The sequence below is a fragment of the Sphingomonas sp. 2R-10 genome, assembly GCF_030062225.1.
GTDB lineage: Bacteria > Pseudomonadota > Alphaproteobacteria > Sphingomonadales > Sphingomonadaceae > Sphingomonas.
In genome coordinates, this window is sequence record NZ_JASCXF010000018.1 from 14242 (window position 1) to 40393 (window position 26152).

The 26152-nt window shown below is 68.9% G+C and carries 24 protein-coding genes; 11 read left to right on the forward strand and 13 right to left on the reverse strand.

All coding sequences use genetic code 11. The features are described from left to right. Positions 1-119 precede the first annotated feature (119 nt). Positions 120-1436 (reverse strand): methylenetetrahydrofolate--tRNA-(uracil(54)-C(5))-methyltransferase (FADH(2)-oxidizing) TrmFO, encoded by a 1317-nt coding sequence (trmFO, locus tag QLH51_RS09940; protein ID WP_125657122.1) that lies wholly within the window; start codon positions 1434-1436, stop codon positions 120-122. A gap of 106 nt (positions 1437-1542) precedes the next feature. On the opposite strand from trmFO, the gene QLH51_RS09945 reads away from it, so the two are divergent. After that, positions 1543-1974 carry a DUF488 domain-containing protein gene (locus tag QLH51_RS09945; protein WP_125657125.1) on the forward strand — a complete coding sequence of 144 codons (432 nt, stop codon included), beginning with the start codon at positions 1543-1545 and terminating at the stop codon, positions 1972-1974. Positions 1975-2120: 146 nt separating this feature from the next. Here QLH51_RS09945 and QLH51_RS09950 read toward each other — a convergent pair whose 3' ends face one another. Both QLH51_RS09950 and gyrA read right to left on the reverse strand, forming a co-directional pair. Continuing rightward, positions 2121-2468: a DUF952 domain-containing protein gene (locus QLH51_RS09950; RefSeq protein ID WP_125657128.1), complete on the reverse strand. Its 348-nt coding sequence runs from the start codon at positions 2466-2468 to the stop codon at positions 2121-2123. Further along, positions 2465-5260, reverse strand: a complete 2796-nt coding sequence (gene gyrA / locus QLH51_RS09955) for a DNA gyrase subunit A (protein ID WP_125657131.1) — start codon at positions 5258-5260, stop codon at positions 2465-2467. The genes QLH51_RS09950 and gyrA overlap by 4 nt, the downstream gene beginning before the upstream one ends. A 167-nt stretch (positions 5261-5427) precedes the next feature. On the opposite strand from gyrA, the gene QLH51_RS09960 reads away from it, so the two are divergent. Further along, complete coding sequence (locus QLH51_RS09960) at positions 5428-6507, forward strand: mechanosensitive ion channel family protein (protein WP_241217914.1); 1080 nt, start codon at positions 5428-5430, stop codon at positions 6505-6507. A gap of 72 nt (positions 6508-6579) precedes the next feature. Here the strand turns inward: QLH51_RS09960 and QLH51_RS09965 are convergent, their stop codons facing one another. Genes QLH51_RS09965 through QLH51_RS09975 form a run of 3 tightly spaced genes read right to left on the reverse strand, consistent with a single transcriptional unit; the run spans position 6580 to position 9861 of the window. Then, on the reverse strand, positions 6580-8400 hold the full coding sequence (locus tag QLH51_RS09965; protein ID WP_125657138.1) for a DUF885 domain-containing protein: 1821 nt from the start codon (positions 8398-8400) through the stop codon (positions 6580-6582). Positions 8401-8452: 52 nt separating this feature from the next. Continuing rightward, positions 8453-8887 (reverse strand): NfeD family protein, encoded by a 435-nt coding sequence (locus QLH51_RS09970; protein WP_125657141.1) that lies wholly within the window; start codon positions 8885-8887, stop codon positions 8453-8455. Beyond that, positions 8884-9861, reverse strand: a complete 978-nt coding sequence (locus tag QLH51_RS09975; RefSeq protein WP_125657143.1) for an SPFH domain-containing protein — start codon at positions 9859-9861, stop codon at positions 8884-8886. The genes QLH51_RS09970 and QLH51_RS09975 overlap by 4 nt, the downstream gene beginning before the upstream one ends. Positions 9862-9912: 51 nt before the next feature. Between QLH51_RS09975 and QLH51_RS09980 the strand changes: the two genes are divergently transcribed. From QLH51_RS09980 to QLH51_RS10005, 6 genes are all read left to right on the forward strand, one after another. Beyond that, on the forward strand, positions 9913-10713 hold the full coding sequence (locus QLH51_RS09980; protein ID WP_125657146.1) for an HpcH/HpaI aldolase/citrate lyase family protein: 801 nt from the start codon (positions 9913-9915) through the stop codon (positions 10711-10713). Positions 10714-10750: 37 nt separating this feature from the next. Continuing rightward, a complete protein-coding gene (locus QLH51_RS09985) occupies positions 10751-12202 on the forward strand; it encodes a M28 family peptidase (RefSeq protein ID WP_125657148.1) in 1452 nt (483 codons plus the stop codon). A 19-nt stretch (positions 12203-12221) separates the two neighbouring features. Beyond that, positions 12222-13679, forward strand: coding sequence for an IMP dehydrogenase (guaB, locus tag QLH51_RS09990; RefSeq protein WP_125657150.1), 1458 nt, complete (start codon positions 12222-12224; stop codon positions 13677-13679). Positions 13680-13848: 169 nt separating this feature from the next. After that, positions 13849-15027 carry an RsmB/NOP family class I SAM-dependent RNA methyltransferase gene (locus QLH51_RS09995; RefSeq protein ID WP_125657153.1) on the forward strand — a complete coding sequence of 393 codons (1179 nt, stop codon included), beginning with the start codon at positions 13849-13851 and terminating at the stop codon, positions 15025-15027. A gap of 29 nt (positions 15028-15056) precedes the next feature. Further along, positions 15057-15578 carry a tetratricopeptide repeat protein gene (locus QLH51_RS10000; RefSeq protein WP_125657156.1) on the forward strand — a complete coding sequence of 174 codons (522 nt, stop codon included), beginning with the start codon at positions 15057-15059 and terminating at the stop codon, positions 15576-15578. A 21-nt stretch (positions 15579-15599) separates the two neighbouring features. Next, entirely contained in the window at positions 15600-16361 is a 762-nt protein-coding gene (locus QLH51_RS10005; protein ID WP_125657159.1) for an SIMPL domain-containing protein, read from the forward strand. Between the two features lie 9 nt (positions 16362-16370). Here QLH51_RS10005 and rsmA read toward each other — a convergent pair whose 3' ends face one another. From rsmA to QLH51_RS10025, 4 genes are all read right to left on the reverse strand, one after another. Next, positions 16371-17201, reverse strand: coding sequence for a 16S rRNA (adenine(1518)-N(6)/adenine(1519)-N(6))-dimethyltransferase RsmA (gene rsmA, locus QLH51_RS10010; RefSeq protein ID WP_125657162.1), 831 nt, complete (start codon positions 17199-17201; stop codon positions 16371-16373). Beyond that, positions 17198-18193: a 4-hydroxythreonine-4-phosphate dehydrogenase PdxA gene (pdxA, locus tag QLH51_RS10015; RefSeq protein WP_206428983.1), complete on the reverse strand. Its 996-nt coding sequence runs from the start codon at positions 18191-18193 to the stop codon at positions 17198-17200. Before pdxA ends, rsmA begins: the two co-directional genes overlap by 4 nt. A 13-nt stretch (positions 18194-18206) precedes the next feature. Next, positions 18207-19586 (reverse strand): peptidylprolyl isomerase, encoded by a 1380-nt coding sequence (locus QLH51_RS10020; RefSeq protein WP_125657331.1) that lies wholly within the window; start codon positions 19584-19586, stop codon positions 18207-18209. A 68-nt stretch (positions 19587-19654) separates the two neighbouring features. Continuing rightward, positions 19655-21892: an LPS-assembly protein LptD gene (locus QLH51_RS10025; RefSeq protein ID WP_125657165.1), complete on the reverse strand. Its 2238-nt coding sequence runs from the start codon at positions 21890-21892 to the stop codon at positions 19655-19657. Positions 21893-22060: 168 nt separating this feature from the next. On the opposite strand from QLH51_RS10025, the gene QLH51_RS10030 reads away from it, so the two are divergent. The 3 genes from QLH51_RS10030 to ndk all read left to right on the forward strand — a co-directional run bounded on the left by QLH51_RS10030 (position 22061) and on the right by ndk (position 24532). Continuing rightward, positions 22061-23530, forward strand: coding sequence for a leucyl aminopeptidase (locus QLH51_RS10030; protein ID WP_443018826.1), 1470 nt, complete (start codon positions 22061-22063; stop codon positions 23528-23530). Positions 23531-23588: 58 nt separating this feature from the next. Beyond that, a complete protein-coding gene (locus QLH51_RS10035) occupies positions 23589-24026 on the forward strand; it encodes a DNA polymerase III subunit chi (protein WP_125657171.1) in 438 nt (145 codons plus the stop codon). An 83-nt stretch (positions 24027-24109) separates the two neighbouring features. Then, the gene (gene ndk / locus QLH51_RS10040) at positions 24110-24532 is read left to right on the forward strand and encodes a nucleoside-diphosphate kinase (protein ID WP_055756278.1); all 423 of its coding nucleotides are present in this window, start codon (positions 24110-24112) and stop codon (positions 24530-24532) included. A 205-nt stretch (positions 24533-24737) separates the two neighbouring features. Here the strand turns inward: ndk and QLH51_RS10045 are convergent, their stop codons facing one another. Genes QLH51_RS10045 through purN form a run of 3 tightly spaced genes read right to left on the reverse strand, consistent with a single transcriptional unit; the run spans position 24738 to position 26115 of the window. Continuing rightward, the gene (locus QLH51_RS10045) at positions 24738-25340 is read right to left on the reverse strand and encodes a hypothetical protein (RefSeq protein WP_125657174.1); all 603 of its coding nucleotides are present in this window, start codon (positions 25338-25340) and stop codon (positions 24738-24740) included. Beyond that, positions 25337-25588: a hypothetical protein gene (locus QLH51_RS10050; RefSeq protein WP_125657176.1), complete on the reverse strand. Its 252-nt coding sequence runs from the start codon at positions 25586-25588 to the stop codon at positions 25337-25339. Before QLH51_RS10050 ends, QLH51_RS10045 begins: the two co-directional genes overlap by 4 nt. Next, the gene (purN, locus tag QLH51_RS10055; RefSeq protein ID WP_283514543.1) at positions 25576-26115 is read right to left on the reverse strand and encodes a phosphoribosylglycinamide formyltransferase; all 540 of its coding nucleotides are present in this window, start codon (positions 26113-26115) and stop codon (positions 25576-25578) included. The genes QLH51_RS10050 and purN overlap by 13 nt, the downstream gene beginning before the upstream one ends. Between the last annotated feature and the right edge of the window lie 37 nt (positions 26116-26152).

Genomic DNA, 26152 nt, shown 5'->3' on the forward strand with positions numbered 1-26152 from the left:
CGTTTCCATGCGGATGGATCAAACTCTAGCAGCCGGCCGACAAGCGGCGCCTGTCACGCGCTGCAACCGGGAGGTCACGGCCTGCGCCGGAGGACCAGGCCCGGTGGAAGAACCAGTCGTCAGAGCGCCGCCGCCCAGGGTTCGAAGGCATCGCGCGCCCGCGCAGTGTACATCTTCTTGCGATCGGCCTTTTTGGTCCGGCCGGGGATCGGCGGCATCAGCCCGAAATTGACGTTCATCGGTTGATAGGTCTCGGCCACCGCCGCGCCGGTGATGTGGTGGAGCAGCGCGCCCAGCGCCGTCTCGACCGGCGGCGGGCTGAGGTCGCGCCCCGCCAGTTCGGCGGCGGCGAAGCGGCCCGCCATCAGCCCGACCGCCGCGCTCTCGACATAGCCCTCGCAGCCCGTCATCTGACCGGCGAAGCGCAGATGCGGCCGCGCTTTCAGCCGCAGCGTCGGGTCGAGCAGTTCGGGCGAGCGGATGAACGTGTTGCGATGCAGCCCGCCCAGCCGCGCGAACTCGGCATTCTCCAGCCCCGGAATGGTCCGGAACAGCCGCACCTGCTCGCCATGTTTCAGCTTGGTCTGGAACCCGACGATGTTCCACAGCGTGCCGGTGGCATTGTCCTGCCGCAGCTGGACGACGGCATGCGGCCACCGCCCGGTGCGCGGATCGTCGAGGCCCACCGGCTTCATCGGTCCGAAACGCAACGTATCCAGCCCCCGCTCGGCCATCACCTCGATCGGCATACAGCCTTCGAAATAGGGGACATTCTCCCATTCGCGGAACTCGGCCTTCTCCCCCGCCATCAGTCCGGCATGAAAGGCTTCATACTGTTCGCGGTTCATCGCGCAGTTGATGTAATCCTTACCCTCGCCCTTGTTCCACCGGCTCTGGAACCATGCCTGTTCCATGTCGATCGAATCGAAATGGACGATCGGCGCAATCGCGTCGAAGAAGGCCAGCGCCTCCGCGCCGGTCGCGCCGCCGATATCGCCCGCCAGTGCCGGTGCGGTCAGCGGGCCGGTGGCGACGATCGTCGGGCCGCTGTCGGGCAGCACGTCTACCCGTTCGCGCACGATCGTGATGTTGGGATGCGCCGCCAGCGCCGCGGTGACCCCGGCCGAAAACCCGTCGCGATCGACGGCCAGCGCCGATCCCGCCGGCACCTTGTGCGCATCGCCCTTCGCCATGATGAGCGAGCCCAGCGCGCGCATCTCGGCATGCAGCAGCCCGACCGCATTCGATTCGGCATCGTCGGAGCGGAAGCTGTTCGAACAGACCAGCTCGGCGAGGTCGTCGCCCTGATGCGCCGGCGTGGTATCGCCGCCGCCGCGCATTTCGGACAGGCGCACCTTCGCGCCGGCCTGTGCCAGTTGCCAGGCGGCTTCGGACCCGGCGAGCCCGCCGCCGATGATGTGGACGTCATATTGCATGCACCGCGTCCTAGGCGGGCGAAGGGAAACGGGCAATGAACGTCCCGACCGTACCGTCGTTTTAACCGGCAGGGCGCGGTACGATCGCGGTGGAAGGATGCGGACGATGAAGATCTTCACGATCGGCTATGAGGCGGTAACCATGGCGGAATTCGTCGCCGCCCTGCAACGGGCCGGAGTTCGCCGGGTCATCGACGTTCGTGCGCTCCCGCTGTCGCGGCGGCCGGGTTTCTCCAAAACCTCACTCGCCGCCGAACTGGCGGGCCATGATATCGACTATGTCCATCTGAAAGCGCTGGGCACGCCCAAGCGCGGGCGCGACGCGGCGAAGAAGGGCGACGTCGCGACGCTGCGCGCGGTGTATGACGAACAACTCGAACTGCCCGAGGCACAGGCGCAGGCGGCGATCATGCTGGGACTGGCGGCGGAACTGCCGTCGGCGCTGCTGTGTTTCGAGCGCGACCCGCAACATTGCCACCGGACGCTGCTGCTCGAAGCGGTCGGGCAGGGCGCGGAGGTGGTGGAACTGTACGTCTAGAGGGAAGCGTCACCTCAACGAAGGCCGGGGTCTTCATCGGCTCCTGCTGCGCGCTACCACCGGGAGATCCCTTCCTTCGCCGGGATGACGCCCGTTTCAATACGGATGGATCAAACTCTAAATCCTCCCCGGCACGGGGAGGATGTTCAGCCCGTGATCGGCCGCTTCACCCGACCGGCATCGTCCCGGTGCAGCGGCCCATACGCCACCACCGCATCCAGCGGCAGCGGCGCATAGAGGTGCGGGAACAGCTGTCCGCCGCGCGACTCGTCCCACTTCACCGCATCGCCCAGCGCGTCGAGATCGACCTCCGCCACGTGCAGGTCGTCGTGGCCGGCGAAGTGCTTGTCGACCGTTTCGGTCAGCTGATCGAACGTCGACAGATGGACATAGCCATCGGCCAGATCGACCGGCGCACCGGCGAAGCTGCCGTCGCGCTCCAGCGCCGCCATCTGTTCGCCGGTCAGCACCTTGAACGCGGTGGCGGGTGTCATTCCTCGGGGTTCGATTCGCTGATCGTGTCGGGACCGGTGCCGTCGTCGAGGACGATATCGCCCTCGGCCGGCGGGTTCGCCGCCAGTTCCTCGGCGACGATCGCTTCCGCGTCGTTCTCGGGGCTCTCGTCCTCGTCGATCTTCGCCGCCGACACGACCTGTTCGCCAAAGCCGACGCGGAAGATCGTGATCCCCTGCGTATTGCGGCCCGCGACGCGGATCGACCCGACGGTGGTGCGGATCAGCTTCGCCTGATCGGTCACCAGCATCAGCTGTTCGCCATTATGTGCCGGGAAGCTCGCCACGACCGCGCCGTTGCGGTCGGAGGTGACGATGTTGGTGATCCCCTGACCGCCGCGATTGGTCCGGCGATATTCATAGGCCGACGTACGCTTGCCGAAGCCGTTGGCGGTAACGGTCAGGATGAACTCCTCCGCCGCCTCGAACTCGGCCATGCGTTCGGGCGTCAGCGTGACCTCGCGCTCGCCTTCCTTCCACGGCGCGGCCTTCAGATACGCCTCGCGCTCGTCGGCCGTTGCGTCGAACCCGCCGAGGATCGACAGCGAGATGACCTCGTCGTCCTTGCCGAGCGAGATGCCGCGTACGCCGGTCGATGTCCGGCTCTGGAACTCGCGCACGTCGGTCGCGGCGAAGCGGATCGCCTTGCCCGCCCTGGTCGCGAGCAGCACGTCGTCGGTCTCGGTCAGTAGCGCGACGCCAATCAGGCGATCGGCGCTGTCCCCATTCTCGTCGGCTTCGAAGCGCATCGCGATCTTGCCCGCCGTCGGGATGTTCGCGAACGCATCCATCGAATTGCGCCGCACCGTGCCGTTCGCGGTGGCGAACATGACGTGCAGGTCGCTCCACCGCTCCTCGTCCTCGGGTAGCGGCAGCACCGTCGAGATCGTCTCACCGGCGGCCAGCGGCAGCAGGTTCACCATCGGCCGGCCGCGCGTGGCAGGTCCGCCCTCGGGCAGGCGCCACACCTTCATGCGGTACACCTTGCCGGCGGTCGAGAAGAACAGGACGGGGGTATGGGTGCTGGTCACGAACAGGTTCGTGATCGCATCCTCGTCCTTGGTCGCCATGCCGGCGCGCCCCTTGCCGCCGCGCTTCTGCGCGCGGAAGGCATCGAGCGGCGTGCGCTTGATATAGCCCTGCACCGTGACGGTGACGACCATGTCCTCGCGCTCGATCAGGTCCTCGTCGTCGATGCCGTCGGCGGCACCGGCGATTTCGGTCCGCCGTGGCGTCGCGAACTCGGCGCGGACGTCGACCAGCTCCTGCCGCATGACGGCGTACAGCTTGGCGCGGTTGCCGAGGATGTCGAGCAGATAGCCGATCGAATTGGCAAGCGTCTGCAGTTCACCACCGATCTCGTCGCGGCCGAGCGCGGTCAGGCGATGCAACCGCAGGTCGAGGATCGCACGGACCTGCAGGTCGGACAGGCGATAGAAATCGCCGGTCGTATCCGACTCGACCGCCTCGACCAGCTTCAGATACGGCGCGATCTCCGCCACCGGCCATTCGCGCGCCAGCAGCGCGGCGCGCGCGGCGGCGGGGCTTTCCGACCCGCGGATGATCCGCACCACTTCGTCGAGATTGGTGACTGCGATGACGAGGCCGAGCAACAGGTGCGCCCGCTCGCGTGCCTTCGCCAGTTCGTATTTTGACCGGCGGGTGATGACTTCTTCGCGGAAGCCGACGAACGCGTCGATGATCTGGCCGAGGTTCAGCAGTTCGGGGCGGCCGCCGCGGATCGCCAGCATGTTCGCGGCGAAGCTCGACTGCGCCGGCGTGTGGCGCCACAGCTGGTTGAGCACGACGTCGGGGGTCGCATCGCGCTTCAGGTCGATGACGATGCGCACGCCTTCGCGGTTCGATTCGTCGCGAATGTCGCTGACGCCCTCGATCCGCTTGTCCTTCGCGGCCTCGGCGATCTTTTCGACCAGCCCGGACTTGCCGACCTGGAACGGGATTTCGGTCAGCACGATCGAGCGTCGCTCGCCGCGTGCCTCGACGATGTGGCGCGATCGCAGGATGATCGACCCGCGCCCGCCGGCATAGGCGGCACGCGCGCCGGCCCGGCCCAGCATCATCGCACCCGTGGGGAAATCCGGCCCGGGCACGATCTCGCACAGTTCCTCGTGGGTCAGCGGCTCGCCGCCCTCGACCCGGCGGTCGATCGTGGCGAGGCAGGCGTCGACCACCTCGCCCAGATTGTGCGGCGGCACGTTGGTCGCCATGCCGACCGCGATCCCGCCCGCGCCGTTGACCAGCAGGTTCGGGAAGCGCGCGGGAAGGACCGCAGGCTCGCGTTCCGACCCGTCATAGTTCGGCACGAAGTCGACGGTATCCTTGTCGAGATCGTCGAGCAGCGCCATCGCCGACTTGGCGAGCCGCGCCTCGGTATAGCGCATCGCCGCGGGCGGATCGGGGTCCATCGACCCGAAGTTTCCCTGCCCGTCGATCAGCGGCAGCCGCATCGACCATGGCTGCGCCATGCGCGCCAGTGCGTCGTAGATCGCGGTGTCGCCATGGGGGTGATATTTACCCATCACGTCGCCGACGATACGCGCCGACTTGCGATACGCCTTGCCCGGCACGAAGCCGCTTTCCTGCGCCGAATACAGGATGCGGCGATGCACCGGCTTCAACCCGTCGCGCACGTCGGGCAACGCGCGCGAAACGATGACGCTCATCGCATAGTCGAGATAACTCGACCGCATCTCGTCCACGATCGAGATGGGGGCGATATCGGATGGGTCGGCGATCAGCGTCGCGTCTGTCAAAGTTCGATGCTTTCGGGGAATGTTTCGGTTGGGCGACAACCTAGCTGGTCGGGGGGCGAAAGCCAAGTCTCGCGACCGCGCCGGCGCCCGAGCGGAACATGCTGCGGCGCGGCGTGTTGGCCTGGGCGATGCGGGACCTTCAACGACTCCTCGATACGCTGCCGCCGATGGCGATCGACCTTGCGACCGTCGCGCTGTCGCTGCTGGCCGCGCTGCTGCTGCACGCCGTGGCGTTTCGCGTGCTGCGGCGCTTCGCCGCCCGGACGCCGGGATCGGTCGACGACGTATATGTCGATCATGCTTGGCGGCCGATGCGCTGGATCCTCGTCGCGATGGCGTTGGCGAGCGTGCGCCGTCCGCTGCGGCTGCCCGATCGCTGGGACGATCTGTGGACGCAGATGGCGGGGTTGATCGTGCCGCTGCTGATGGGATGGTTCGCGATCGCAATGATCCGCGCATCGGTGAAGGCGATCGAGGTCGCGACCGACATCACCGTCGCCGACAATCTGCGCGCGCGGAGGCGGCGGACGCGCAGCGCGATCCTCGGTCGCATCGCGATCATCGCCATCGGCTTCGTAACCGTCTGCCTGATGCTGCTGTCGATCCCCAGCATCCGCTCGATCGGCGTGACGCTGATGGCCTCTGCCGGCCTTGCCGGCCTCGCGGTGGGTGCGGCGGCGCAGCCCGCGCTCAAGAACATCATCGCCGGCGTGCAGATGGCGTTCACCGAACCGATCCGCATCGACGATGTCGTCATCATCGAGAACGAATGGGGCCGGATCGAGGAGATCCGCCTGACCTATGTCGTCGTCCGCCTGTGGGACGAACGGCGGCTGGTGGTGCCGGTATCCAAGTTCCTCGAATCGAGCTTCCAGAACTGGACGCGAACGACCAGCGGGCTGCTGGGGTCGGCGTTCTTCTGGCTCGATCCCACCACCAACATCCCGCGCCTGCGCGAGAAGTTCGAGGAGCTGGTGAAGGCCGATCCGCTGTGGGACGGGCGGGCATACGTATTGCAAGTGACCGACACCAAGCCCGACGCGATCGAGGTCCGCATCCTCGCCACCGCTTCCGACGCGGCCCGCGCGTTCGACCTGCGCTGTTCGCTGCGGGAGGGGGTGCTGGCGTATATTCGCGACGAGATGCCCGAAGCGTTGCCGCGGCGGCGGGTGGCGGTGGATGGGTCGGACGGCTACCCCTCCACGACGAACGTCACCCCAGCGCAGGCTGGGGTCTCCCGCACTTAGCGCGGGGCAGGAGCCGCGGGAGATTCCAGCCTTCGCTGGAATGACCTTTGCGGCCGGTAGGGCAGGAGCGGCTTACCCCCGCCGCGCCGCCACGAACGCATCGATATTCCGCCCGAGCACCGTCATCGGCACCCCGCCGCCCTGCACGACCGCATCGTTGAACGCCTTGAAGTCGTAGCGCGGACCCAGCGCCGTCTTGGCCCGATCGCGGAGGCGGTTGATCTCCGAATGGCCGACCTTGTATCCGCATGCCTGGCCCGGCCACGAACAATAGCGGTCGACCTCGCCCGACACTTCCTCGACGCTCGACCCGTTGGTGCTGGCGAACCAGTCGATCGCCTGTTGCCGGGTCCAGCGCTTGGCGTGCAGCCCGGTATCGACCACCATCCGGCACGCGCGGAACGCGATCGACTGGAGATAGCCCAGCCGACCGACCGGATCGCCCCCATACGCCCCCAGTTCGTCGCCCAGCTGTTCCGCATACAGCGCCCAGCCTTCCGAAAAGGCGTTGAACTGCAACAGCGAGCGGATCAGCGGCAGGCGGAAGGTGTATTCGCCCTGCCATACGTGTCCCGGGATCGCCTCGTGATAGACCAGGGTCGGGAGCGAATATCGCGTCCACAGGCCGGTGGTGCGCAGGTTGATCCACATCTTGCCCGGCACCTTGCCGTCGATCGAACCCGCTCCGCCATAGGCGCCCGGCGCGCCGGCCTCCTCGACCACCGGGATGCGCCGCACCTCGACATTGCCCGGGGCCAGGGTGTTGAACGCGCGTGGCATGCGGGCACGGATGTCGCGCAGCCGGTTCTGCACCAGCGCCATGATCTGCGCCCGGCCGGTATCGTCGTCGGGGAAGGTGAAGCGCGGGTCCTTGCCCAGCGCGGTCATCCGCGCGCCGACGCTGCCCTGCGTATAGCCCAGCGACTTGAGGATCACGTCCATCTGTCCCTGCAAGCCGGCCAGTTCCTCCTTGCCGCGGGCATGGACCTCGTCGGGGGTCATCGTCGTGGTGGTCGAGGCGCGCAACGCCCATGCGTACCACGCATCGCCACCGGGCCGCGCCCACATGCCGGCGTCCGCCGTCGCCTTCACCCGGTCCGCGCGGATCGCGGCCAGCTGCCGCTCCAGCGCGGGCTTCACCCTGGTACGCGCGATGGCGGTCGCCCGCGCGGTCCAGTCGCCCGGAATGTCCTTCGTCCGCCCGGCGAGCGAGGTGACCACGTCCCACGTCGCCGGATCGCCGCTCGTCGACTGGGTCAGTTGCCGGATGGTCTTGTCGAGCAGGAAGTCGGGCGCGACGACGCCCTGCGCCGATGCCGCGCGTACCCGCTGCGTCTCGCCGTCCAGCTGCGTCGCATAGCTCTCCAGCCGTGCCAGATAGGCGTCGGCATCGGCCTTCCCGGCGATGCTGTGGTCGCTGTCGAGGAAGCGCGGCACGTCGAGATACGCGCCGACATTCTGGATCACGACATAGGGCGTGTTGCGCCACCCGCCGACCGCGACGTCGCCATAGGGCAGGGCGAACCCGTCGATCGCGGTTTCGAACGCGGTGCGCGCGACGTCGATATCGGTGCGCGTCGCGGCGGAGAGCGGTCTGGTGTCGATCGCCTGCAACGTCGCGACATGCGCGCGCAGGTGATCGGCGATCCGGCGCTGCCCCGCCGCCGAGCGGTCGCCCAGCCGCGCCTTCAGCGCCGCCCGCGCGCCGGTATCGATGCCGAGCCCGCTGGCGGATTCTGGCGAATCGACCAGCATCGCCTCGGCGATCGTCGCCAGCTTCACTTCCGCTGCCTTGTCCGCGCCGGTCGCCGCCGTCTGCGCCTTCGCAGGCAGTCCGACGGTCAGCGTGGTAGCGGCGGCACCGGCGATCCAGTCGCGGCGGGTGAGGTCCATGGCGGTTCCTTCGAAAATGTCGGGCCCTGTGTCCCGCGACCGACCGCGTGCGTCAATCGTCGGGTGCGACGGTCAGCGTCGATCCGCTGACCCCGACGATCCGTGCCCGGCTGCCCGCATCCAGTGCCGGTCCGCGCGCGATCCATTCGCCGTCGCCCAGCCGCACGCGACCGATGCCGCCGACGATCGGTTCGACCACCACCACCCGTTCCCCGATCAGCCGTCCGGCGCGGTCGTTGAGCAGCGGATCGTCGCTGTCGACCGGATAGTCGGCATACCAGCGTCGCCCGATCACCACCGCCACCACGCTCCACGCCCCGAACACCGCCAGTTCGGCGGGCAGCGTCAGCGCGGGGAACAGCAGCGCCAGCACGCCGGTGATCGCCGCCGCGATCGCGACGAAGACGAGGAACACGCCCGGCACCGCCAGCTCGGCCGCGCCCAGCGCCACCGCCAGCAACAGCCAGGCATAGCCGCCCTCGATCATCGCGCGGGCGGCTCGAACGGACCGGCCGGACGTTCGCGTGGGGCAGCGGCAGGCGCGACAGGCTTGCTCTCGGCCAGCGCTTCCTTCGCGAGCTGGCCGATCCCGCCCAGCGTCCCGATCAGCTGCGTCGCTTCGACCGGGAACAGGATCGTCTTGGCATTGGGGCTGGTCGCGAACTTGCCGACCGCCTCGACATATTTCTGCGCGATGAAATAGTTGATCGCCTGCGTGCCGCCGGCCTCGATCGCGTCGCTGACGACCTGCGTCGCCTTCGCCTCGGCCTCGGCCGCGCGTTCGCGTGCCTCTGAATCGCGAAACGCCGATTCCTTGCGCCCCTCGGCTTCGAGGATGCGGGCCTGTTTCTGCCCCTCGGCACGCAGGATCTCCGACGCGCGCGTACCTTCGGCTTCGAGGATGTTGGCGCGCTTCTCGCGCTCGGCCTTCATCTGGCGGCCCATCGCGTTGACGATGTCGGCGGGCGGGCGGATGTCCTTGATCTCGACGCGGGTGATCTTCACGCCCCACGGGTTGGTCGCATGATCGACCACGCCCAGCAGCCGCGCGTTGATCTCGTCGCGCTTCGACAGCGTCTCGTCGAGGTCCATCGACCCCATGACCGTGCGCAGGTTGGTCGTCGTGATCTGCTGGAGCGCGATATACAGGTCCGACACCTCGTACGCCGCCTTGGCCGGGTCGAGCACCTGGAAGAACACGACACCGTCGGTCGACACCATCGCATTGTCGCGGGTGATGATCTCCTGCCCGGGAATGTCGATCACCTGCTCCATCATGTTCACCTTGCGGCCGACGCGATAGAAGAAGGCGGGATAGAAGTTGAACCCGGGCTTCGCCACCGCGGTGAAGCGGCCGAAATGCTCGATAGTATATTGATGGCCCTGCGTGACGATCTTCACGCTGGCGAACAGATAGAACAATACCAGCAACACGATCGCCGCGATCACGCCCAACACCATCGACCGTCCCCTGCTTGTGTTTTGACCACCGGACCCTAGCATGATCGCACCATGGAACCAGCGAATACCCCAGCGCCGCGCAGCCTTTTGTTCGTGCCGGCGGTCCGCCCCAGCATGATCGCCAAGGCCGCCGGGCTCGACGCCGACCTGATCGTCCTCGACCTCGAGGATTCGGTGCGCGACGGCGACAAGGCGGCGGCGCGCGAAGCGTTGCCGGTATCGCTCGAACTGCTCCACGGCCGGGGCGCGGCGGTGCGGATCAACGCGCCCGACAGTCCGCATTTCGCCGGCGATCTGGCAGTGCTCGGCCATGCCGCCGATACGCTGGTCGTCGTACCGAAGGTGCAGTCGCCGGCCGATCTCGCCCCGCTGGCCGGTCGCGCGCTGCTGCCGATGATCGAGACTCCGGCGGGCGTAATGGCCGCCGCGGCGATCGCCGCCGCGCCCGGCGTGGTCGGCCTGCTGGTCGGCACCAACGACCTTGCCGCCGCGCTGCGCCTGCCGCCGGGGGCGGGGCGGGGGCCGCTGACCACCGCGCTGCACCTGATCGTGCTGGCGGCGCGGGCGGCGGGGGGCTGGGCACTCGACGGCGTGTTCAACGCGCTGGCCGATCCCGACGGGCTGGCGCGCGAATGTGCCGCGGGGCGGGCGATGGGGTTCGACGGCAAGTCGCTGATCCACCCCAACCAGATCGCGACCGCCAACACCGCCTTTTCCCCCACCTCCGACGAACTGGCCGAAGCGGCGGCGATGATCGCCGCCGCCGGGGGCGGGGCGGAACGGTTCCAGGATCGCATGATCGAGGACATGCATGTCGAAATGGCGCGCCGGGTGATCCAGCGCGCGCGTTGACGCTTGCCCGTAACCTTCGGGATCGATAGTGGGGCGCATGACGCTCCGCCCGATCCTCGGACTCGCCGTCCTGCTGTTCAGCACGACGCCGGCCTTCGCCCAGTCGATCAGTCCGAAGATGCTGCGCGATCACGTCGCCATCCTCGCCAGCGATGCTTATGAAGGACGCGAACCCGGCACCCCCGGCGGCGATCGTGCCGAAGCCTATGTGCTGCAGGCGTTTGCCGATGCCGGCCTGAAGCCCGGCGCCCCCGACGGCCGCTGGCGGCAGGAAGTGGCGATGGCCGATCACAAGGCCGCGACGCTGACCGCCGTGGTGCGCCAGGGATCGCGCGAGACGACGCTGACCGCGCAGCAGATCGCCGGCCTCGGCCTGTCGACCACCACCACGATCCGCCGCGCGCCGCTCGTCTTCGTCGGCCGCGGTGCGCCGGACCAGATGCAGGGCGCGAAGCTGAACGGCGCGGTCGCGGTCGTCATCGGCGGCACCGCGCCCGACGCACCCGCGGTACCCACCGCCGATCGCAACGCAGCGCTGCTGGCGGCGGGTGCGCTCGGCGTCCTGCTGATCGCGCCGGCGCAGGCGCCGTGGACCGATATCGCGCACGGCTATTCGACCGCGACCATCGCCGGCACACCGCGCCGCCCGGATTTCAGCGGCGTCGTGCCGGCCAGCGTCGCCGAGACGCTGCTCGGGCGTTCCGCCGCCGATCTGCGCAAGGCGGCGATCGCGCCGGACTTCCGCCCGTTCCGGGCGAAGGCAACGATCGACATCGCGGCGACCGGTATCACCCGCCGCTACACCACCGCCAACATCGTCGGCATGATCCCCGGCACGACGCGCCCGAACGAAGCGGTGCTGCTCTCGGCGCACTGGGACCATATCGGCATTTGCCGTCCCGAAGGCGCACCCGATCGCATCTGCAACGGTGCGGCGGACAATGCCAGCGGCACCGCGATCCTGATCGAGGTCGCCAAGGTCCTCGCCAAGGGGCCGCGCCCGGCACGCAGCATCTATTTCGTCGCGACCACGGCCGAGGAAAAGGGCCTGATCGGCGCCGACGCCTATGCCGCCGCGATCGCCGACACTCCGTTGAAGGTCGTCGCGAACCTCAACATCGATACCGCCGCGATCGTGCCGACCGGCATGCCGGTGGCGATGGTCGGGCGCGGCAACTATCCCAGGATCGACGCCATCGTCGATGCCACCGCCCGCGCGATCGGCCGCAAGGTCGATACCGATACCGAAGCCAACATCATGATCAAGCGGCAGGACGGCTGGGCGTTCGGCAAGCGCGGCATCCCCGCCGTCATGGCGACCGGTTCGGTCAGCGACATGAAGCGATTGTTCGCCTATCTCGACGGCCCCTACCACAAGCCGAACGACGACCTCGCGCATATCGACCTGTCGGGCGCTGCCGAGGATGCCGACCTGCACGTCGCGCTGGCCCGTGCGCTCGCCGACCCCATCCGCTACCCCGCCAACTGAAGACGAGACGACGCTTCCCATGGATATCACCCTCGGCCTGACCTTCGACGACGTACTGCTCGTTCCGCAGGAATCGGACGTGCTGCCCAGCCAGGCCGACCCGCGCACCCGCGTCGCCCGCGACCTCGCCCTCAACATCCCGTTCCTGTCGTCGGCGATGGACACCGTGACCGAAGCCGACATGGCGATCGTCATGGCGCAGCTGGGCGGGATCGGCGTGCTCCACCGCAACCTGACGATCGAGGAACAGGTCGCGGCGGTGCGTGCGGTCAAGCGCTTCGAAAGCGGCATGGTCGTCAACCCGATCACCATCGCTGCCGACGCCCCGCTGTCCGCGGCGCGCGCGCTGATGGAACGGCATCGCATCAGCGGCATCCCGGTGGTCGAGGGGTCGGGGAAGCTGGTCGGCATCCTGACCAACCGCGACGTCCGCTTCGCCGAGAACCCGAACCAGCCCGTCGCCGAACTGATGACGCACGAAAATCTCGCGACCGTCCGCATCGGCGTGTCGCAGGAGGAAGCCCGCCGCCAGCTCCATCAGCGCCGGATCGAAAAGCTGCTGGTCGTCGACGACGCGTATCACTGCGTCGGCCTGATTACCGTCAAGGACATTGAAAAGGCGGTGACCTATCCCAACGCGACCAAGGACGGCACCGGCCGCCTTCGCGTCGCCGCCGCCACCACCGTCGGTGACAAGGGATATGAACGCACCGAGGCGCTGATCGAGGCGGAGTGCGACCTGATCGTCATTGACACCGCGCACGGCCATAACCGGCAGGTCGCCGAAGCGGTCAGGCGGGTGAAGGCGATCGCCCCGCACGTACAGGTCATCGCCGGCAACGTCGCGACCGGCGACGCCACCCGCGCGCTGATCGATGCCGGGGCCGACGGCATCAAGGTCGGCATCGGTCCGGGATCGATCTGCACCACCCGCGTCGTCGCCGGCGTCGGCGTGCCGCAGCTGACCGCCGTCATGGACGCGGCGAAGGCGGCGGCGGGAACCGGCGTGCCGGTGATCGCCGACGGTGGCATCCGCACCTCGGGCGACGTCGCCAAGGCGCTGGCCGCCGGTGCGTCGGCGGTGATGATCGGATCGCTGCTGGCCGGCACCGAGGAAGCGCCGGGCGAAACCTTCCTGTATCAGGGCCGGGCGTACAAGAGCTATCGCGGCATGGGGTCGGTGGGCGCCATGGCGAAGGGGTCGGCCGACCGCTATTTCCAGCAGGATATCAAGGACCAGCTCAAGCTCGTTCCCGAGGGGATCGAGGGGCAGGTCGCGTTCAAGGGTCCGGCCAAGGACGTTATCCACCAGCTCGTCGGCGGCGTGAAGGCGGCGATGGGCTATACCGGATCGCACACCATCGCCGAACTGCAGGACCGCGCGCGCTTCGTCCGCATCACCAATGCGGGCCTGCGCGAAAGCCACGTCCACGACGTGACGATCACGCGCGAGGCGCCGAACTACCCGACCCGTTGACCGGGCAAGGCGCTGGCGCGGCCCGGCATCCGGCCGGCGCGCCGACGTGTCCGCGCCGTCATCCTTGCCGGATGCGGTGCTGGACCATGGCGGACGGGTATTTCTGCACCGCTGGATTGATCTACGTTATGTTGCTAGCGTCGCGCATGGTTTTTCGGAAGATGTGTGCATGAATCCGGCTGCGCGTACCCAGGCAGCGATCGATCTGGTCGATGCGATCCTCGATGGCGCCCGTACCGGCGGGGCGGCGGCGGACCAGATCGCGAAGCGGTTTTTCGCGGCGCGCCGCTATGCCGGGTCGAAGGACCGCCGCGCGATCCGCACGCTGGCCTATGAAGCGGTCCGTCGCTTCGGTCCGGTGCCCGCGACGGCGCGCTCGGCGATCGTCGCGCTGGCGGACGCCGATGCCGATCTTGCCGCGACCTTCGACGGATCGTCCTATGGTCCGGCACCGATCCTTGCCGACGAACCGCGCGCCGAACCGGGGCTGGCCCCGGCATGGCTGGTGGAGGCGTTCCACGCCTCGGGCCTCGACGACGGCGAACTGGCCGCGCTGCTCGACCGCGCGCCGCTCGACCTGCGGGTCAACCCGCTGCGCGCCGACCGGGCGGCGGTGCTGGCCGAACTGGGCGGCGATCCCGCGCCCGACTTGCCCGACGCGATCCGCCTGCCCGCCGATACACTGCCCGACAGCGAGGTGCTGCGCGACGGCCGGGCTGAGGTGCAGGATTTCGGCAGCCAGATCGTGTCGCTCGCCACCTGCGCCGAACCCGGCGGTTTCGCGGTCGACCTGTGCGCGGGCGGCGGTGGCAAGACGCTGGCGATCGCGGCGCAGATGGCGGGGGAGGGGCGCATCCTCGCCACCGATACCGACCGCCCGCGCCTGTCGCGCCTCGCGCCGCGCGCCGCGCGCGCCGGCGTGACCATCGCCGAACCGCGTCTGCTCGATCCCGGCAAGGAATCGGCGATGCTGGCGGATGTCGCGGGACAGGCCGACTGGGTGATGGTCGATGCCCCCTGTTCGGGCACCGGCACGTGGCGCCGCAATCCGGAGGCGCGCTGGCGGCTGACCCCCGACCGGCTCGACCGGGTGGTGGCGACGCAGGCGCGGCTGCTCGACATCGCCGCCGGCCTGACGTCGGCGACAGGCACGATCACCTATGTCGTGTGTTCGCTACTCGATGCCGAGGGCCGGGAACAGGTCGATGCGTTTCTGGCGCGCAACGCGGGCTGGCATGCGCTGCCGCTTGCATTGCCGCGCGGGCGCGTCCACGGTCCGGGCATGCGCCTGACCCCGGCATCCGATTCCACCGACGGTTTCTTCGTCGCACGCCTCGGCCGGGGATGAGCACGCCTGTCGCCTGGTCGGAGAAGTTGATGCGGTTCACCTCGGTTTCGGTCGCGGGCGCGCTCGCGCTGGTATGCGCGTCGACCTCGCTCAGCGGCCAGCGTCCCGATAACCAGGTCGATCCGCGCTCGATGGCGCTGCTGCAACAGGGTCGCGCCGCACAGGCCGCTGGCGACACCACGGCCGCGACCGGCTTCATCGAAAGCGCGCTGGTCGTCGATCCGCGCAACCGCGCCGCCTATATCACGCTGGCCGACATCGCCCGCACGCAGGGCCTGCCCGGCAAGTCGATCCGCCTGTACCGCGAGGCGCTGAGCCTCGAGCCGAACGACGTCGTCGCGCTGAAGGGCGAGGGCGAGGCACTGGTGCAGAAAGGCGCCGTGACCCGCGCCCGCGACACGCTGGCCAAGCTGAAGACCGTCTGCGGCGCGACCTGTCCGGCGGCGAACGAACTCGCGGCCGTCATCGCCAGGGGGCCGCCGGTCACCGCGACCGCGCAACAGACCCCGGCCGTCGTCCCTGGCGCCCCGAAACCTGCCACGCCGCAATAATTTCATCAGGGAGCGCCACGAATGTCGATGTCGATGCTGCCGATCGCCACGTTGTTCGCCATATCCGCCCCGGCGCAGGACGCTGCCGAACGTGCGCCGACGATCCAGGTGCTTGGTACCGCCACCGTCGAGACGCCACCCGATCGCGCCCGCATCAGCTATTGGGTGAATGGCGAGGGCAAGACCGCCGACGCGGCCAGCGCCGCCCTCGCTGCCCGGAACACGGCCGTCGTCGATGGTGTCCGCACCTTGCTGGGGCGCGGTGCCGAGGTTACCGCGAGCGAAGTCAGCGTGACCCAGGTTCGTGGTCCCGACTGCGACCGGCAGGGCGGCTATACGCCCCGACTGAGCGAGGGGCCGTGTGCGGTCATCGGCCATGTTGCAACCTTGCAGGGCCACATAAGGACCGCCGTCGTCGACAAGGCCGCCACGGCCGTCGGCCTCGTCGCCCGGCTGGGCGCGCGTGACGCGCGGATACAGGCATATGAACTGGGCGACCGCAGCGCGGCGTTGCGTCGCGCAACGGCGGCGGCCGTGGCCGATGCGCGTGCCCGGGCCGAAGCGCTTGCGACCGGCGCGGGCGTCCGGCTCGGCGAACTGATCGCCCTGAACGATCCGAACGCCTCGAATGACGAAGTCAACGACGCGGGCGTGCGACGCCGCATCATGAACGACCTCGCGGCGCCGCCCGCGATGCTGGCGACGGCTGTTCCGATCGCCGTGACGCCGCGCCCGATCCAGACCCAGGCCCGCGTCAACGCCCGCTTCGCCATCGCGCGCTGATCGGCGCGCCTACCCCAGCATCCGCGCCAGCGCCACGAACTCGGCGACGGACACCGTTTCCGCCCGCCGCGTCACGTCGATCCCGATCGTTCCGGCCGCCTCGATTGCGCCGGGCACCGCCTTCAGGCTCTGCCGCAGCATCTTGCGCCGCTGCCCGAATGCCGCCGCGGTCAGCCGCTCCAGCACCTTGAGCGGAGCGCCCTCCGGCGCGCCGGTCGGCACGACATGGACCACCGCCGACATGACCTTGGGCGGTGGGGTGAACGCGCTGCGATGTACCGGCATCGCGATCCGCGCGCTGCTGCGCCACTGGGCCAGCACCGCCAGCCGGCCATAGGCGTCGTCGTTCGCCTGCGCCACGATCCGGTCGGCGACCTCGCGCTGGAACATCAGCGTCAGGCTCTGCCACCATGGCCGCCAGTCGGCGGACAGCCACCCGACGAACAGCGCGGTGCCGACATTGTACGGCAGGTTCGACGCGATATGCGGCCGCCCGTCGAACAGCGACGGCGCATCGATCTCCAGCGCATCGCCCTCGATCACGCGCAGCCGGCCCGGAAACGCCGCGCCCAGTTCCTCCAGCGCCGGGATGCACCGCCGGTCGCGCTCGATCGCGGTGACCTTCGCCCCCGCCAGCAACAGCGCACGCGTCAGCCCGCCCGGACCCGGCCCGACCTCAAGCACGTCCTGGTCGTGCAGGTCGCCCGGCACCCGCGCGATCCGGTCGAGCAGTTGCTGGTCGAACAGGAAATTCTGTCCCAGCGCCTTGTTCGCCGACAGGTCGTGGCGCTTGATGACCTCGCGCAGTGGCGGCAGGTCGGTGACGGGCGCGACGCTCATGCCGCGGCGCGACGCGCGGCGGCGGCCCCGGCCATGCGGATCGCGGCGATCATCGCGCCCGGTTCGGCGCTGTCCTGCCCGGCGATATCGAACGCGGTGCCATGATCGGGCGAGGTCCGCACGATCGGCAGCCCCAGCGTGATGTTGACCCCGTCGTCGAAATGCAGCGTCTTGATCGGGATCAGCGCCTGGTCGTGATAGGCGCACAGCGCGGCGTCATAGCGCGCCCGCGCGCGCGGGTGGAACATCGTGTCGGCCGCCAGCGGCCCGACGATATCGATCCCCTCGGCCCGCAACAGTTCGACCGCGGGCAGCATCACCTCGATCTCCTCGCGCCCGATCGCGCCGCCTTCGCCAGCATGGGGGTTGATCCCCGCCAGCGCGAGGCGCGGGGCGTCGATCCCGAAGTCGCGCGTCAGCCCGCGCGCCGTCGCCCGGCCGCGCGACACGATCAGGTCGGTGGTCAGCGCCATCGGCACCCGCGCCAGCGGTTCGTGGATCGTGATCGGCACCACGCGCAGCGTCGGCCCGGCCAGCATCATCACCGCATTCTCGCGTGCCACGCCGCAGCGTTCGGCCACGAACTCGGTCTGCCCGGGATAGTCGAAGCCGATGCGGTACAGTTCCGCCTTGGACACGGGCGCCGTCACCAGCCCCGATGCGGCATCCGACCGCGCCAGCCCGGCGGCGAGTTCGAGCGACTGCAACGCACAGCGCGCCCCGCCGATATCGGGCCGCCCCGGCACGATCGGGTCGCCGTCGACCACCGCCACCACCGGCAGCGCCCGCCCGAACACGCGCATCGCGTCGCGCGGGTCGTCGATCCGCTCGACCGGGCCGTTCCACACTGCCGAGACCGCGCGCACGTCGCCGACCGCGAAGAAACAGGGCAGCGAGTCGCTGTCGCGCCGCGCCCATGCCTTGGCGATGATCTCGGGCCCGATCCCGGCGGGATCGCCCATCGACAGGGCGAGGGGAGCGATCGGCCGCACCGCGCCCGCTGCCTCAACGATACTCGATCACCGCATCACGCCGCAGATCGCGCATCATCCGCTGCGCCCGCAGGTTGACGCGCTCCTGCTCCAGCCCCTGCTGGATCTGCTGCGCCGACGGGATGCCCGCGGTGCGCGGGTCCTCGCGACCGCACAGCACCAGCACGCGCACGCCGTCCTTGGGCGATCCGAAGGGCGGGGTCGCCTGTCCGACGTTCAGCTTCAGGACGATATCCTGCAATGCCGGCGGCAGGCTGCGCAGCACTACCGCGTCATTGTCGACGATCTCCGCCTTCTGCGCCTGCGCGATCTTGGTCGCGTCGCCGCAGCCGCGAATCCCCTGCGTCGCTTCGGTGAAGGCGGCGACCTTGGCGCTCGCCTGCGCCTCGGTCGTGCCGGCGGGGAAGGGCAGGAACAGCTGGCGCAACGCCAGCTTGGCGTCGCGCGGATCGGCCATCAGCACCTGCCGCTTGTCGGCGAGGTACAGGATCGAATAGCCGCCCGGCACCTCGATCGGTCCGGCGATCTGGCCGACCTGCATCTGCGTCGCGGCACGCTGCAACTGGTCGGGCAGCATGTTCAGCCGCACGAAGCCCAGGTCGCCACCGACCGCGCGGGTCGACGCTTCGGAGAAATTGCGTGCGAAATATTCGAACGGCGCACCCTGGCGGATCTGTTCGATCATCTTCTGCATGCCCGCCTGCACCTCGGGCGCGCGATCGGGCGTTGCCGCCATGTAGATTTCGCGAAGGCTGTATTCCTCGGTGCCCTTCGACGCTTCCATGCGCGCGATCACCGCGGCGACTTCCTCCTCGCCGACGTTGACGAACGGCTCGACCTGCTTGCGCAGCAATCGGCTCCACGCCAGTTCGCCCTCGATCTGGCGGCGCAGCGAACGGTCCGACGACCCGACCGTGCGCAGATAGGCGCGCAGCTGCTCCGGCGTCTGGTTGAAGCGCTGCTTGGCCAGGCGGTTGAAGCTCTGCCCCAACTCGGCGGTGGTCACGGTGATGTCCTTGGCCTTGGCCTGCTGGATCTGCAGCGTCTCGTCGATCAGCTGCCGCACGACCTGCGCGCGCAGCACTTCGCGATCGGCGTCGCTCAGCTTGAAATCGTTCAGCGCGACGATCAGCGCCATGCGCTGGTCGACGTCGGTGCCAGTCAGCACCGTGTCGTTCACGATCGCCGTCGGCTTGCGGATATTGGGGTCCAGCTTGCCGAAGATCGTCGGGTTGCCCGGCAGGTTCAGGTTGGCGCCCGGCACCTCCTGCGCATCGCCGACCGTCTGGGCCGCCAGCGTGGCGGCGGCGGCAACGGCGGCGAAACCGGCGATCGAACGGCCGATGCGGCCGATAGTCACGATGTTCTTGGTCACTTGGTCGTCATATCCCATGCGCGCGTGATCGGGGCGGTGCCGCATCATTCGGGCAAATTCATGGCCCGCCGCGCCTGAACAGAGCCTTATCGCCCCAGGTTCTTCAATGCCAGCGTTACCAGATAACTGCTGCCGTTGCGCGCGTCGCCGATGCGCTGGTAATCGCGCTTCCACGTCAGGCCCAGCCGCAGGCAGTCGTCCTCATACTGGAAACCCACCCGGTGGCGTATCGGATCGAACCCGTCCGAAATCGACAGCGAATCCTCCGACTTGTCGGTCAGGTCGACCGTGGCGGAGGCGAAGGCGGACCAGAACGGCCCGAACGCCGCCCGACCGGCGACGCGCACTTCCTCGCGGTCCTGCAAATCCTCCAGCTCGGCGATATCGCGGTTGAGACGCAGATAGCCGACCTGGACATAGGTCCGCCGGCTGCCGACCGTCGCGTCCAGCTCGTTGAGGCGCAGCTTCGCCCCGTCCTTGTCCAGCCGGTAGCGGTGGGTGAAGGTCACGAATTCGCGGAACCGGATGTCGGTGCGCCCGACGATGTCGGAAAACCGGTCGTCCAGCCCGGTGCCGCTCGGCAGGATGCTGGCGCGCTGGCTCGCGCGGTAGCTCTGCCCGACCGTCGCCAGCACCGCCACGCCCGGCAGGTCGAGCGCATAGTCGAGGCCATAGGTGACGCGCGACGAATCCTCGAACCGGTCGTATCCGGCGAAGCGGTTGAGCGCGAACAGGTTCGAATCCTCCAGGTCGACCGCGCGCGCATCCTCGTTCGGGACAGCCAGATTGGCGATCTTCGGTGACGCGACGAGCTGCACCCGCGGGCTGATCCGTTGCGTGCCGCGCCCGATCGCACCGACGAAGGGCCAGCGCACATCGACCGCCACCGCCGCGATCCCGCGTGGGGTGAAGCCTTCGTCGCCGCGATAGCTCAGCACCGCCGTATCGATCGTATCGCGCGCGTTATAGGCGTCGGCGCGGGCATAGCCGGTGAACGTCACTTCCTGCCCCAGCGGCGTGTAGCGTGTCAGGTCCCATCGCGCGGCGGCAAAGGCGCGCTGCGTATCCTGCCCCTCGCTCCGGCTGATCGCCAGCGTGTTGAGCTGCACCTGCGCCACGCCGCCCAGCAACCCGTTGAAGCGACGGCGATAGTCGATCTCGGGCAGCGCGATCGGCTGCATCCCCTGATCGTCGCCGACCCGCAGCGTCTGCACCGCCCAGCCGCTGATCGTCAGCATCGAATCCCGGTCGATCCGCTCGACCGTCACATTGTTGCGCAACCGGTCGTCGCGCGAAATGTCGTAGCGGCGCAGGAACGTCTGGTCGGTGGCGTAGCGCAGCGATCCCGACACGGCCCAGTTGGGGTTCAGCTGGAACCGGCCGACCGTGTCGATATAGCCGCGAAACGACTGTTCGGTGCCGGTCGGCGACGCGCCGAGCACCAGGTCGTCGCTGCGCCGGCTGACCGTGGCATAGCCCTGTACCCGGTACGCGCCCTTGCTCGACAGCGACCGGTAATCCGCCTGCAACATCGGCAGTACTGCGGTGAAGACGTGCGGCGTGATCGTCAGGTCGCGATTGGGCGCGAGGCTGACGTAATAGGGGACGGCGACTTCCAGCCCGTTGACCCGGTCGAGCCGGATCGACGGCGCCAGCAACCCCGAATCGCTGCCGTCGCCGATCGAATGCGAAAAGGACGGCAGCGGGATCGTCGGCAGGCCGAAGATGGTCAGGCCCGCACCGGTATAGCGGATGCGCTTGCGCGTCGGGTCGTAGCGGACGCGCAGCGCGGTGATCTTCCACGACGGTTCCTTGGGGCACCCGGCCGAATTGGTGACCGAACACGGCGTGTAGGCCGCGCTCTCGACCGTGACGACGCCATTGTCCGATCGCGTGCCGCGCTTCGCCGCGATCCGCCCGCCCTCGTCCAGCACGACCAGCATGTTGTCGACCACGCCGTCCTTCAGGCTGTCGGTCAGCTCGATGCGGTCGCCATAGGCGATGTCGCCCTGCGGGTTGGTGACCGCGATATTGCCGTCGGCGACGACCTGTCCGGTCTTGCGGTTCCATGTCACCCGGTCGGCGCGCAGGCGGTTGCCGTCGCGCAGCAGCCGCACCTCGCCCGACGCGGTCACGACCTCGCCCCGGCTGTCATATTCCAGCAGGTCGGACGAGAAATCGATCTGGTCCCCGGTCGCGGGCGTCGGCAGCGCGCTTTCCGGCGGCGGGGGCGGGGCGACACGATCCTGCAGGTCCTGCGCCAGGGCAGGGCCCGCGACCGCCAGCGTCAGGCCAAGGGCAAGCGACCCGAACGAACGCTTCACTAGTTTCGCTTCCCCAAACCGTTGCCGCCCGCTGCCGGACGTTCGCTTCGCGCTATTGCACCGCGCGGCGGGAACCGCAATCGCCCTCGGGCCGCTTTACCTGCCCGTCACGCCGGGCCTAGAAGACGTCCGCGCCGCGCGCGGCAACACCAAAGGATGCTCATGTCGATCTCGATCCGTTTCGCCCCCGACCGGGGAACCGCCAACGCCCTCGTGCTGCCCATCGCCACCGGCGGGCTCGACCGGATCGGCGGTGCGGGCCTCGACGGGGCGGTCGCCACGCTGGTCGCGGGCGCGGCAAGGGCCGGCCGCTTCGATGGCGAGGCCGGGTCGATGGCGGAAATCTTCGTCGCGGGCGAAGGCGACAGCGCCGATCGCGTGATCCTGCTCGGCATCGGCGACGGCGCGGGGCCGGCGCTGGAGAAGGCTGGCGGCGCGCTGACCGGCCGCTTCCTGCTCTCGGGCCTGACCGAACTGACCGTCGACTTCACCGGCACGGCGGTGTCGGCGGCATCGGTCGCCCGCTTCGCCGCGACCGCCGCGCAGCGGGCATGGCGGCAGGACGGCTATCGCACGAAACTGCCCGAAAAGTCGAAGCCGACGCTGACCGGCCTGACCATCGTCGGCGCGCCCGACGGGATCGACGACGCCTTCGTCGCGGCCGATGCGCTGACCCGGGGGCTCGACCTGACCCGCACGCTCGTCACCGATCCGCCGAACATCCTCTATCCGGTCAGCTTCGTCGAGAAGTGCCGCGAACTGGAATCGCTCGGCGTCGAGCTGACGGTGCTCGACGATCGCCAGATGGCCGAACTCGGCATGGGCGCGCTGCTGGGCGTCAGCCTCGGCTCCGAAAAGGAAGCGCGGCTGCTCGCCATGCGCTGGAACGGCAAGGGGGAGGGCGATGTCGACCTCGCGCTGGTCGGCAAGGGCGTGACCTTCGACACCGGCGGCATCTCGCTCAAGCCCGGACCCGGCATGGAGGACATGAAGTGGGACATGGGCGGTGCCGGCGCGGTCGCCGGCGCGATGAAGGCGCTCGCCACGCGCAAGGCGAAGGCGAACGTGGTCGGCGTGGTCGGGCTGGTCGAGAACATGCCCGATGGCAAGGCGATGCGCCCCGGTGACGTCGTCACCAGCATGTCGGGCCAGACGATCGAGGTGCTCAACACCGATGCCGAAGGACGTCTCGTCCTGTGCGACGTGCTGACCTGGGTGCAGAAGACGCATGGCCCGAAGACGATCGTCGATCTGGCGACGCTGACCGGCGCGATGATAATCTCGCTTGGCAGCGAACATGGCGGCCTGTTCGCCAACGACGATTCGCTGGCCGACCAGCTGCTCGCCGCGTCGCGCGAATCGGGCGACCTGCTGTGGCGCTTCCCGCTGTCGCCCGCGTACGACAAGCTGCTCGACAGCCCGATCGCCGACATGAAGAACATCGGCCCGCGCGGCGCCGGATCGATCACCGCGGCGCAGTTCCTCAAGCGCTATATCGAGGACGGCGTCCGCTGGGCGCATCTCGACATCGCCGGCATGGTCTGGGCCGACAAGCCCGGCATCCATCACGACAAGGGCGCAACCGGCTTCGGCGTGCGCCTGCTCGACCGGTTCGTCGCGGATAATTTCGAAGGCTGACGGAGACGTCCCTCACCCGTCATCCCGGCCTGCGCCGGGATGACGAAGGCGAATGCGCATGAAAGTCGACTTCTATCACCTGACCCGCAGCCCGCTCGACCGCGTCCTGCCGCGCATCGCGCAGCGGCTTCACGACGATGGCGAGCGGCTGTTGCTGTTGTCCGACGATGCCGAACAGCGTCGACAACTCGACATGCTGCTATGGACCTATGCGCCCGACAGCTTCCTGCCCCATGCAGAGGCGGGGGCGGGCGACGATGCGCTGCAATCGGTGCTGATCGCCCCCGAACCGACCGACGCGAACGCCGCGCGCAACGTCGCGATCGTCGACGGCCGCTGGCGCGACGCGGCGCTGGCCTTCGACCGCGCGTTCCATTTCTTCGGCGAGGACCACATCGCCGCCGCCCGCGCCGCGTGGAAAGGGCTGGCCGAGCGCGACGACGTCGAGCGGCGCTACTGGCGGCAGGGGGATGGCGGCTGGGAGCAGGCGGCGTAGCGCTTGCCTGTCGCGCGGCGCCCGACTAGGGGGACCGGCGACAATCCTTCCAACAACCTTGAAACGCAGGAGCCGCGACCGCCATGGCCGCTACCCGTACCTTTTCGATCATCAAGCCCGACGCGACCCGTCGCAACCTGACCGGCGCCGTCACGAAGATGCTGGAGGAAGCCGGCCTGCGCGTCGTCGCCTCGAAGCGCATCCAGATGACCCGCGAACAGGCCGAAGGCTTCTACGGCGTCCACCGCGAGCGTCCGTTCTTCAACGACCTGGTGTCGTTCATGATCTCGGGCCCCGTGGTCGTGCAGGTGCTGGAAGGCGAGAACGCCGTCCAGGCCAACCGCGACATCATGGGCGCTACCAACCCGGCGAACGCCGATGCCGGCACGATCCGCAAGGAACTGGCCGAATCGATCGAGGCGAACTCGGTCCACGGTTCGGATTCGGAAGAGAATGCGAAGATCGAGATCGACTTCTTCTTCAAGCCGGAAGAGATCGTCGGCTGATCGAATAGCCCGATGTGAAGAGGCCCGTTTCCGACAAGGAGGCGGGCCTTTTTCCTATCCGTCTACCCGTTCGGTTCGAGCAGCTTCGAGCTTGTCGAGAAGCGTCCGTCGAGAACGGGTCGTCCGGGGCAACCCCTTCTCGACTACGGTTCTCGACAGGCTCGAACCTGCGCTCGAAGCAAACGGAGGGGGAGGGTAGCAGACCCTACCCCGCCAGCCGCCCCAGTTCCTGCCCCCACAGCGTATCCAGCCGCCGCGCGACGCCGCCGGTCGCCGCTTCCCGTCGCGCCAGCGCCTTGAGTTCCAGCGCCCGCCCGCCGACCAGCCGCCCGTGCGTCGCGAACACCAGGTCGTAGATCGCGCTCGACCGAAGCTGCCGGTCGCCGTCCCACCACGTCGCGGTGATCGCGACCGGCAGCCGTCCTTCCAGCGCGTCCGCCCCGCCGTCGGTAATCGCCAGCACCGGCGCACGAACCCAGTCCGCCGCGATCGCCACGTCGCCGACCGCCGATTTCGGCGCGACCTTCAGCACCGGCGGGAACGTCACCTCGATCCGCTCGATCCGCCGGTCGGGCGCGCTCAGCACCAGCCGTTCGCCACCGCCCTCCGGCGTCGCGACGATCGCCAGCGCCGTCTTCGCCTGCGCCGACGATGCGCGCTCGGCGATCCGTTCCGCCTCGGCGCTGCGCCGTTCGGACACGTTGTTCCAAAGCGTCAGTCCGCCGATCACGACCCCGGCCACCGCCACGCCTTCGGCCAGCGTGATCCAGCGCCGCCGCTCGGCCCGCGCTTCCTCCGCCTCGCTCACCGCCCGCCGGCCTCCAGCAGCGCGCGCGGCGCCGCCAGTTCCCATGCGTGGGCGACCGCGTCCTCGATTCCGACGGGATCGCCATCGGCGTCGATCTCCTGCCAGCCATCGTCACTGCGCACGGTCGCGCCGTCGCCGACGATCCGCACGAAATCATTGCCCTCGACCGCGAAGACCGTCGCCTCGCCCGCGTCGCGCTCCTCGGTTGCCGGCAACACCTTCACGGCTTCACGGATCAGGTCGAGCATCTCGGTCTTCGCGTCACATACTCCGCCAGCGTTTGCGGGTAGAGGCGATGTTCCTCCACCAGCACCCGCGCCGCCAGGCTGTCGGCGGTATCGTCGGGCAGGATCGGAACGCGCGCCTGCGCCAATACGCTCCCGGCGTCAAGTTCCTCGGTGACGACATGCACCGAACAGCCGGCCTCCCGGTCCCCCGCCGCGATCGCCCGCGCATGGGTATCGAGCCCCTTGTACGCCGGCAGCAGCGAGGGATGGATGTTGACGATCCGGTCGCGCCACCGCGCGACGAAGTCCCCCGACAGCAACCGCATATAGCCGGCCAGCGCGATCGTCTCGACCCCGGCTTCGCGCAGCGCGCCGTCGATCGCCGCCTCATATTCCGCCTTGGGGATTCCCCTCGGCGAATGGGCGAAGGTCGCGATGCCCTGTCCGGCCGCATGGACCAGCCCGGCGGCATCGGGCTTGTCCGACGCGACCAGCGCGACCTCGTACGGACAATCGGCCGCCCGCGCCGCCGCGACCAGCGCCGCCATGTTCGAACCCCGCCCCGAAATCAGGACGCCGACGCGG

Excerpts from the sequence above, each read along its gene's own strand:
- trmFO (WP_125657122.1), bottom strand. The coding sequence starts at position 1,436 with ATGCAATATGACGTCCACATCATCGGCGGCGGGCTCGCCGGGTCCGAA.
- QLH51_RS09945 (WP_125657125.1), top strand. The coding sequence starts at position 1,543 with ATGAAGATCTTCACGATCGGCTATGAGGCGGTAACCATGGCGGAATTC.
- QLH51_RS09950 (WP_125657128.1), bottom strand. The coding sequence starts at position 2,468 with ATGACACCCGCCACCGCGTTCAAGGTGCTGACCGGCGAACAGATGGCG.
- QLH51_RS09960 (WP_241217914.1), top strand. The coding sequence starts at position 5,428 with ATGGCGATCGACCTTGCGACCGTCGCGCTGTCGCTGCTGGCCGCGCTG.
- QLH51_RS09965 (WP_125657138.1), bottom strand. The coding sequence starts at position 8,400 with ATGGACCTCACCCGCCGCGACTGGATCGCCGGTGCCGCCGCTACCACG.
- QLH51_RS09970 (WP_125657141.1), bottom strand. The coding sequence starts at position 8,887 with ATGATCGAGGGCGGCTATGCCTGGCTGTTGCTGGCGGTGGCGCTGGGC.
- QLH51_RS09975 (WP_125657143.1), bottom strand. The coding sequence starts at position 9,861 with ATGGTGTTGGGCGTGATCGCGGCGATCGTGTTGCTGGTATTGTTCTAT.
- QLH51_RS09980 (WP_125657146.1), top strand. The coding sequence starts at position 9,913 with ATGGAACCAGCGAATACCCCAGCGCCGCGCAGCCTTTTGTTCGTGCCG.
- QLH51_RS09985 (WP_125657148.1), top strand. The coding sequence starts at position 10,751 with ATGACGCTCCGCCCGATCCTCGGACTCGCCGTCCTGCTGTTCAGCACG.
- guaB (WP_125657150.1), top strand. The coding sequence starts at position 12,222 with ATGGATATCACCCTCGGCCTGACCTTCGACGACGTACTGCTCGTTCCG.
- QLH51_RS09995 (WP_125657153.1), top strand. The coding sequence starts at position 13,849 with ATGAATCCGGCTGCGCGTACCCAGGCAGCGATCGATCTGGTCGATGCG.
- QLH51_RS10000 (WP_125657156.1), top strand. The coding sequence starts at position 15,057 with ATGCGGTTCACCTCGGTTTCGGTCGCGGGCGCGCTCGCGCTGGTATGC.
- QLH51_RS10005 (WP_125657159.1), top strand. The coding sequence starts at position 15,600 with ATGTCGATGTCGATGCTGCCGATCGCCACGTTGTTCGCCATATCCGCC.
- rsmA (WP_125657162.1), bottom strand. The coding sequence starts at position 17,201 with ATGAGCGTCGCGCCCGTCACCGACCTGCCGCCACTGCGCGAGGTCATC.
- QLH51_RS10020 (WP_125657331.1), bottom strand. The coding sequence starts at position 19,586 with ATGGGATATGACGACCAAGTGACCAAGAACATCGTGACTATCGGCCGC.
- QLH51_RS10035 (WP_125657171.1), top strand. The coding sequence starts at position 23,589 with ATGAAAGTCGACTTCTATCACCTGACCCGCAGCCCGCTCGACCGCGTC.
- ndk (WP_055756278.1), top strand. The coding sequence starts at position 24,110 with ATGGCCGCTACCCGTACCTTTTCGATCATCAAGCCCGACGCGACCCGT.
- QLH51_RS10050 (WP_125657176.1), bottom strand. The coding sequence starts at position 25,588 with ATGCTCGACCTGATCCGTGAAGCCGTGAAGGTGTTGCCGGCAACCGAG.
- purN (WP_283514543.1), bottom strand. The coding sequence starts at position 26,115 with ATGGCGGCGCTGGTCGCGGCGGCGCGGGCGGCCGATTGTCCGTACGAG.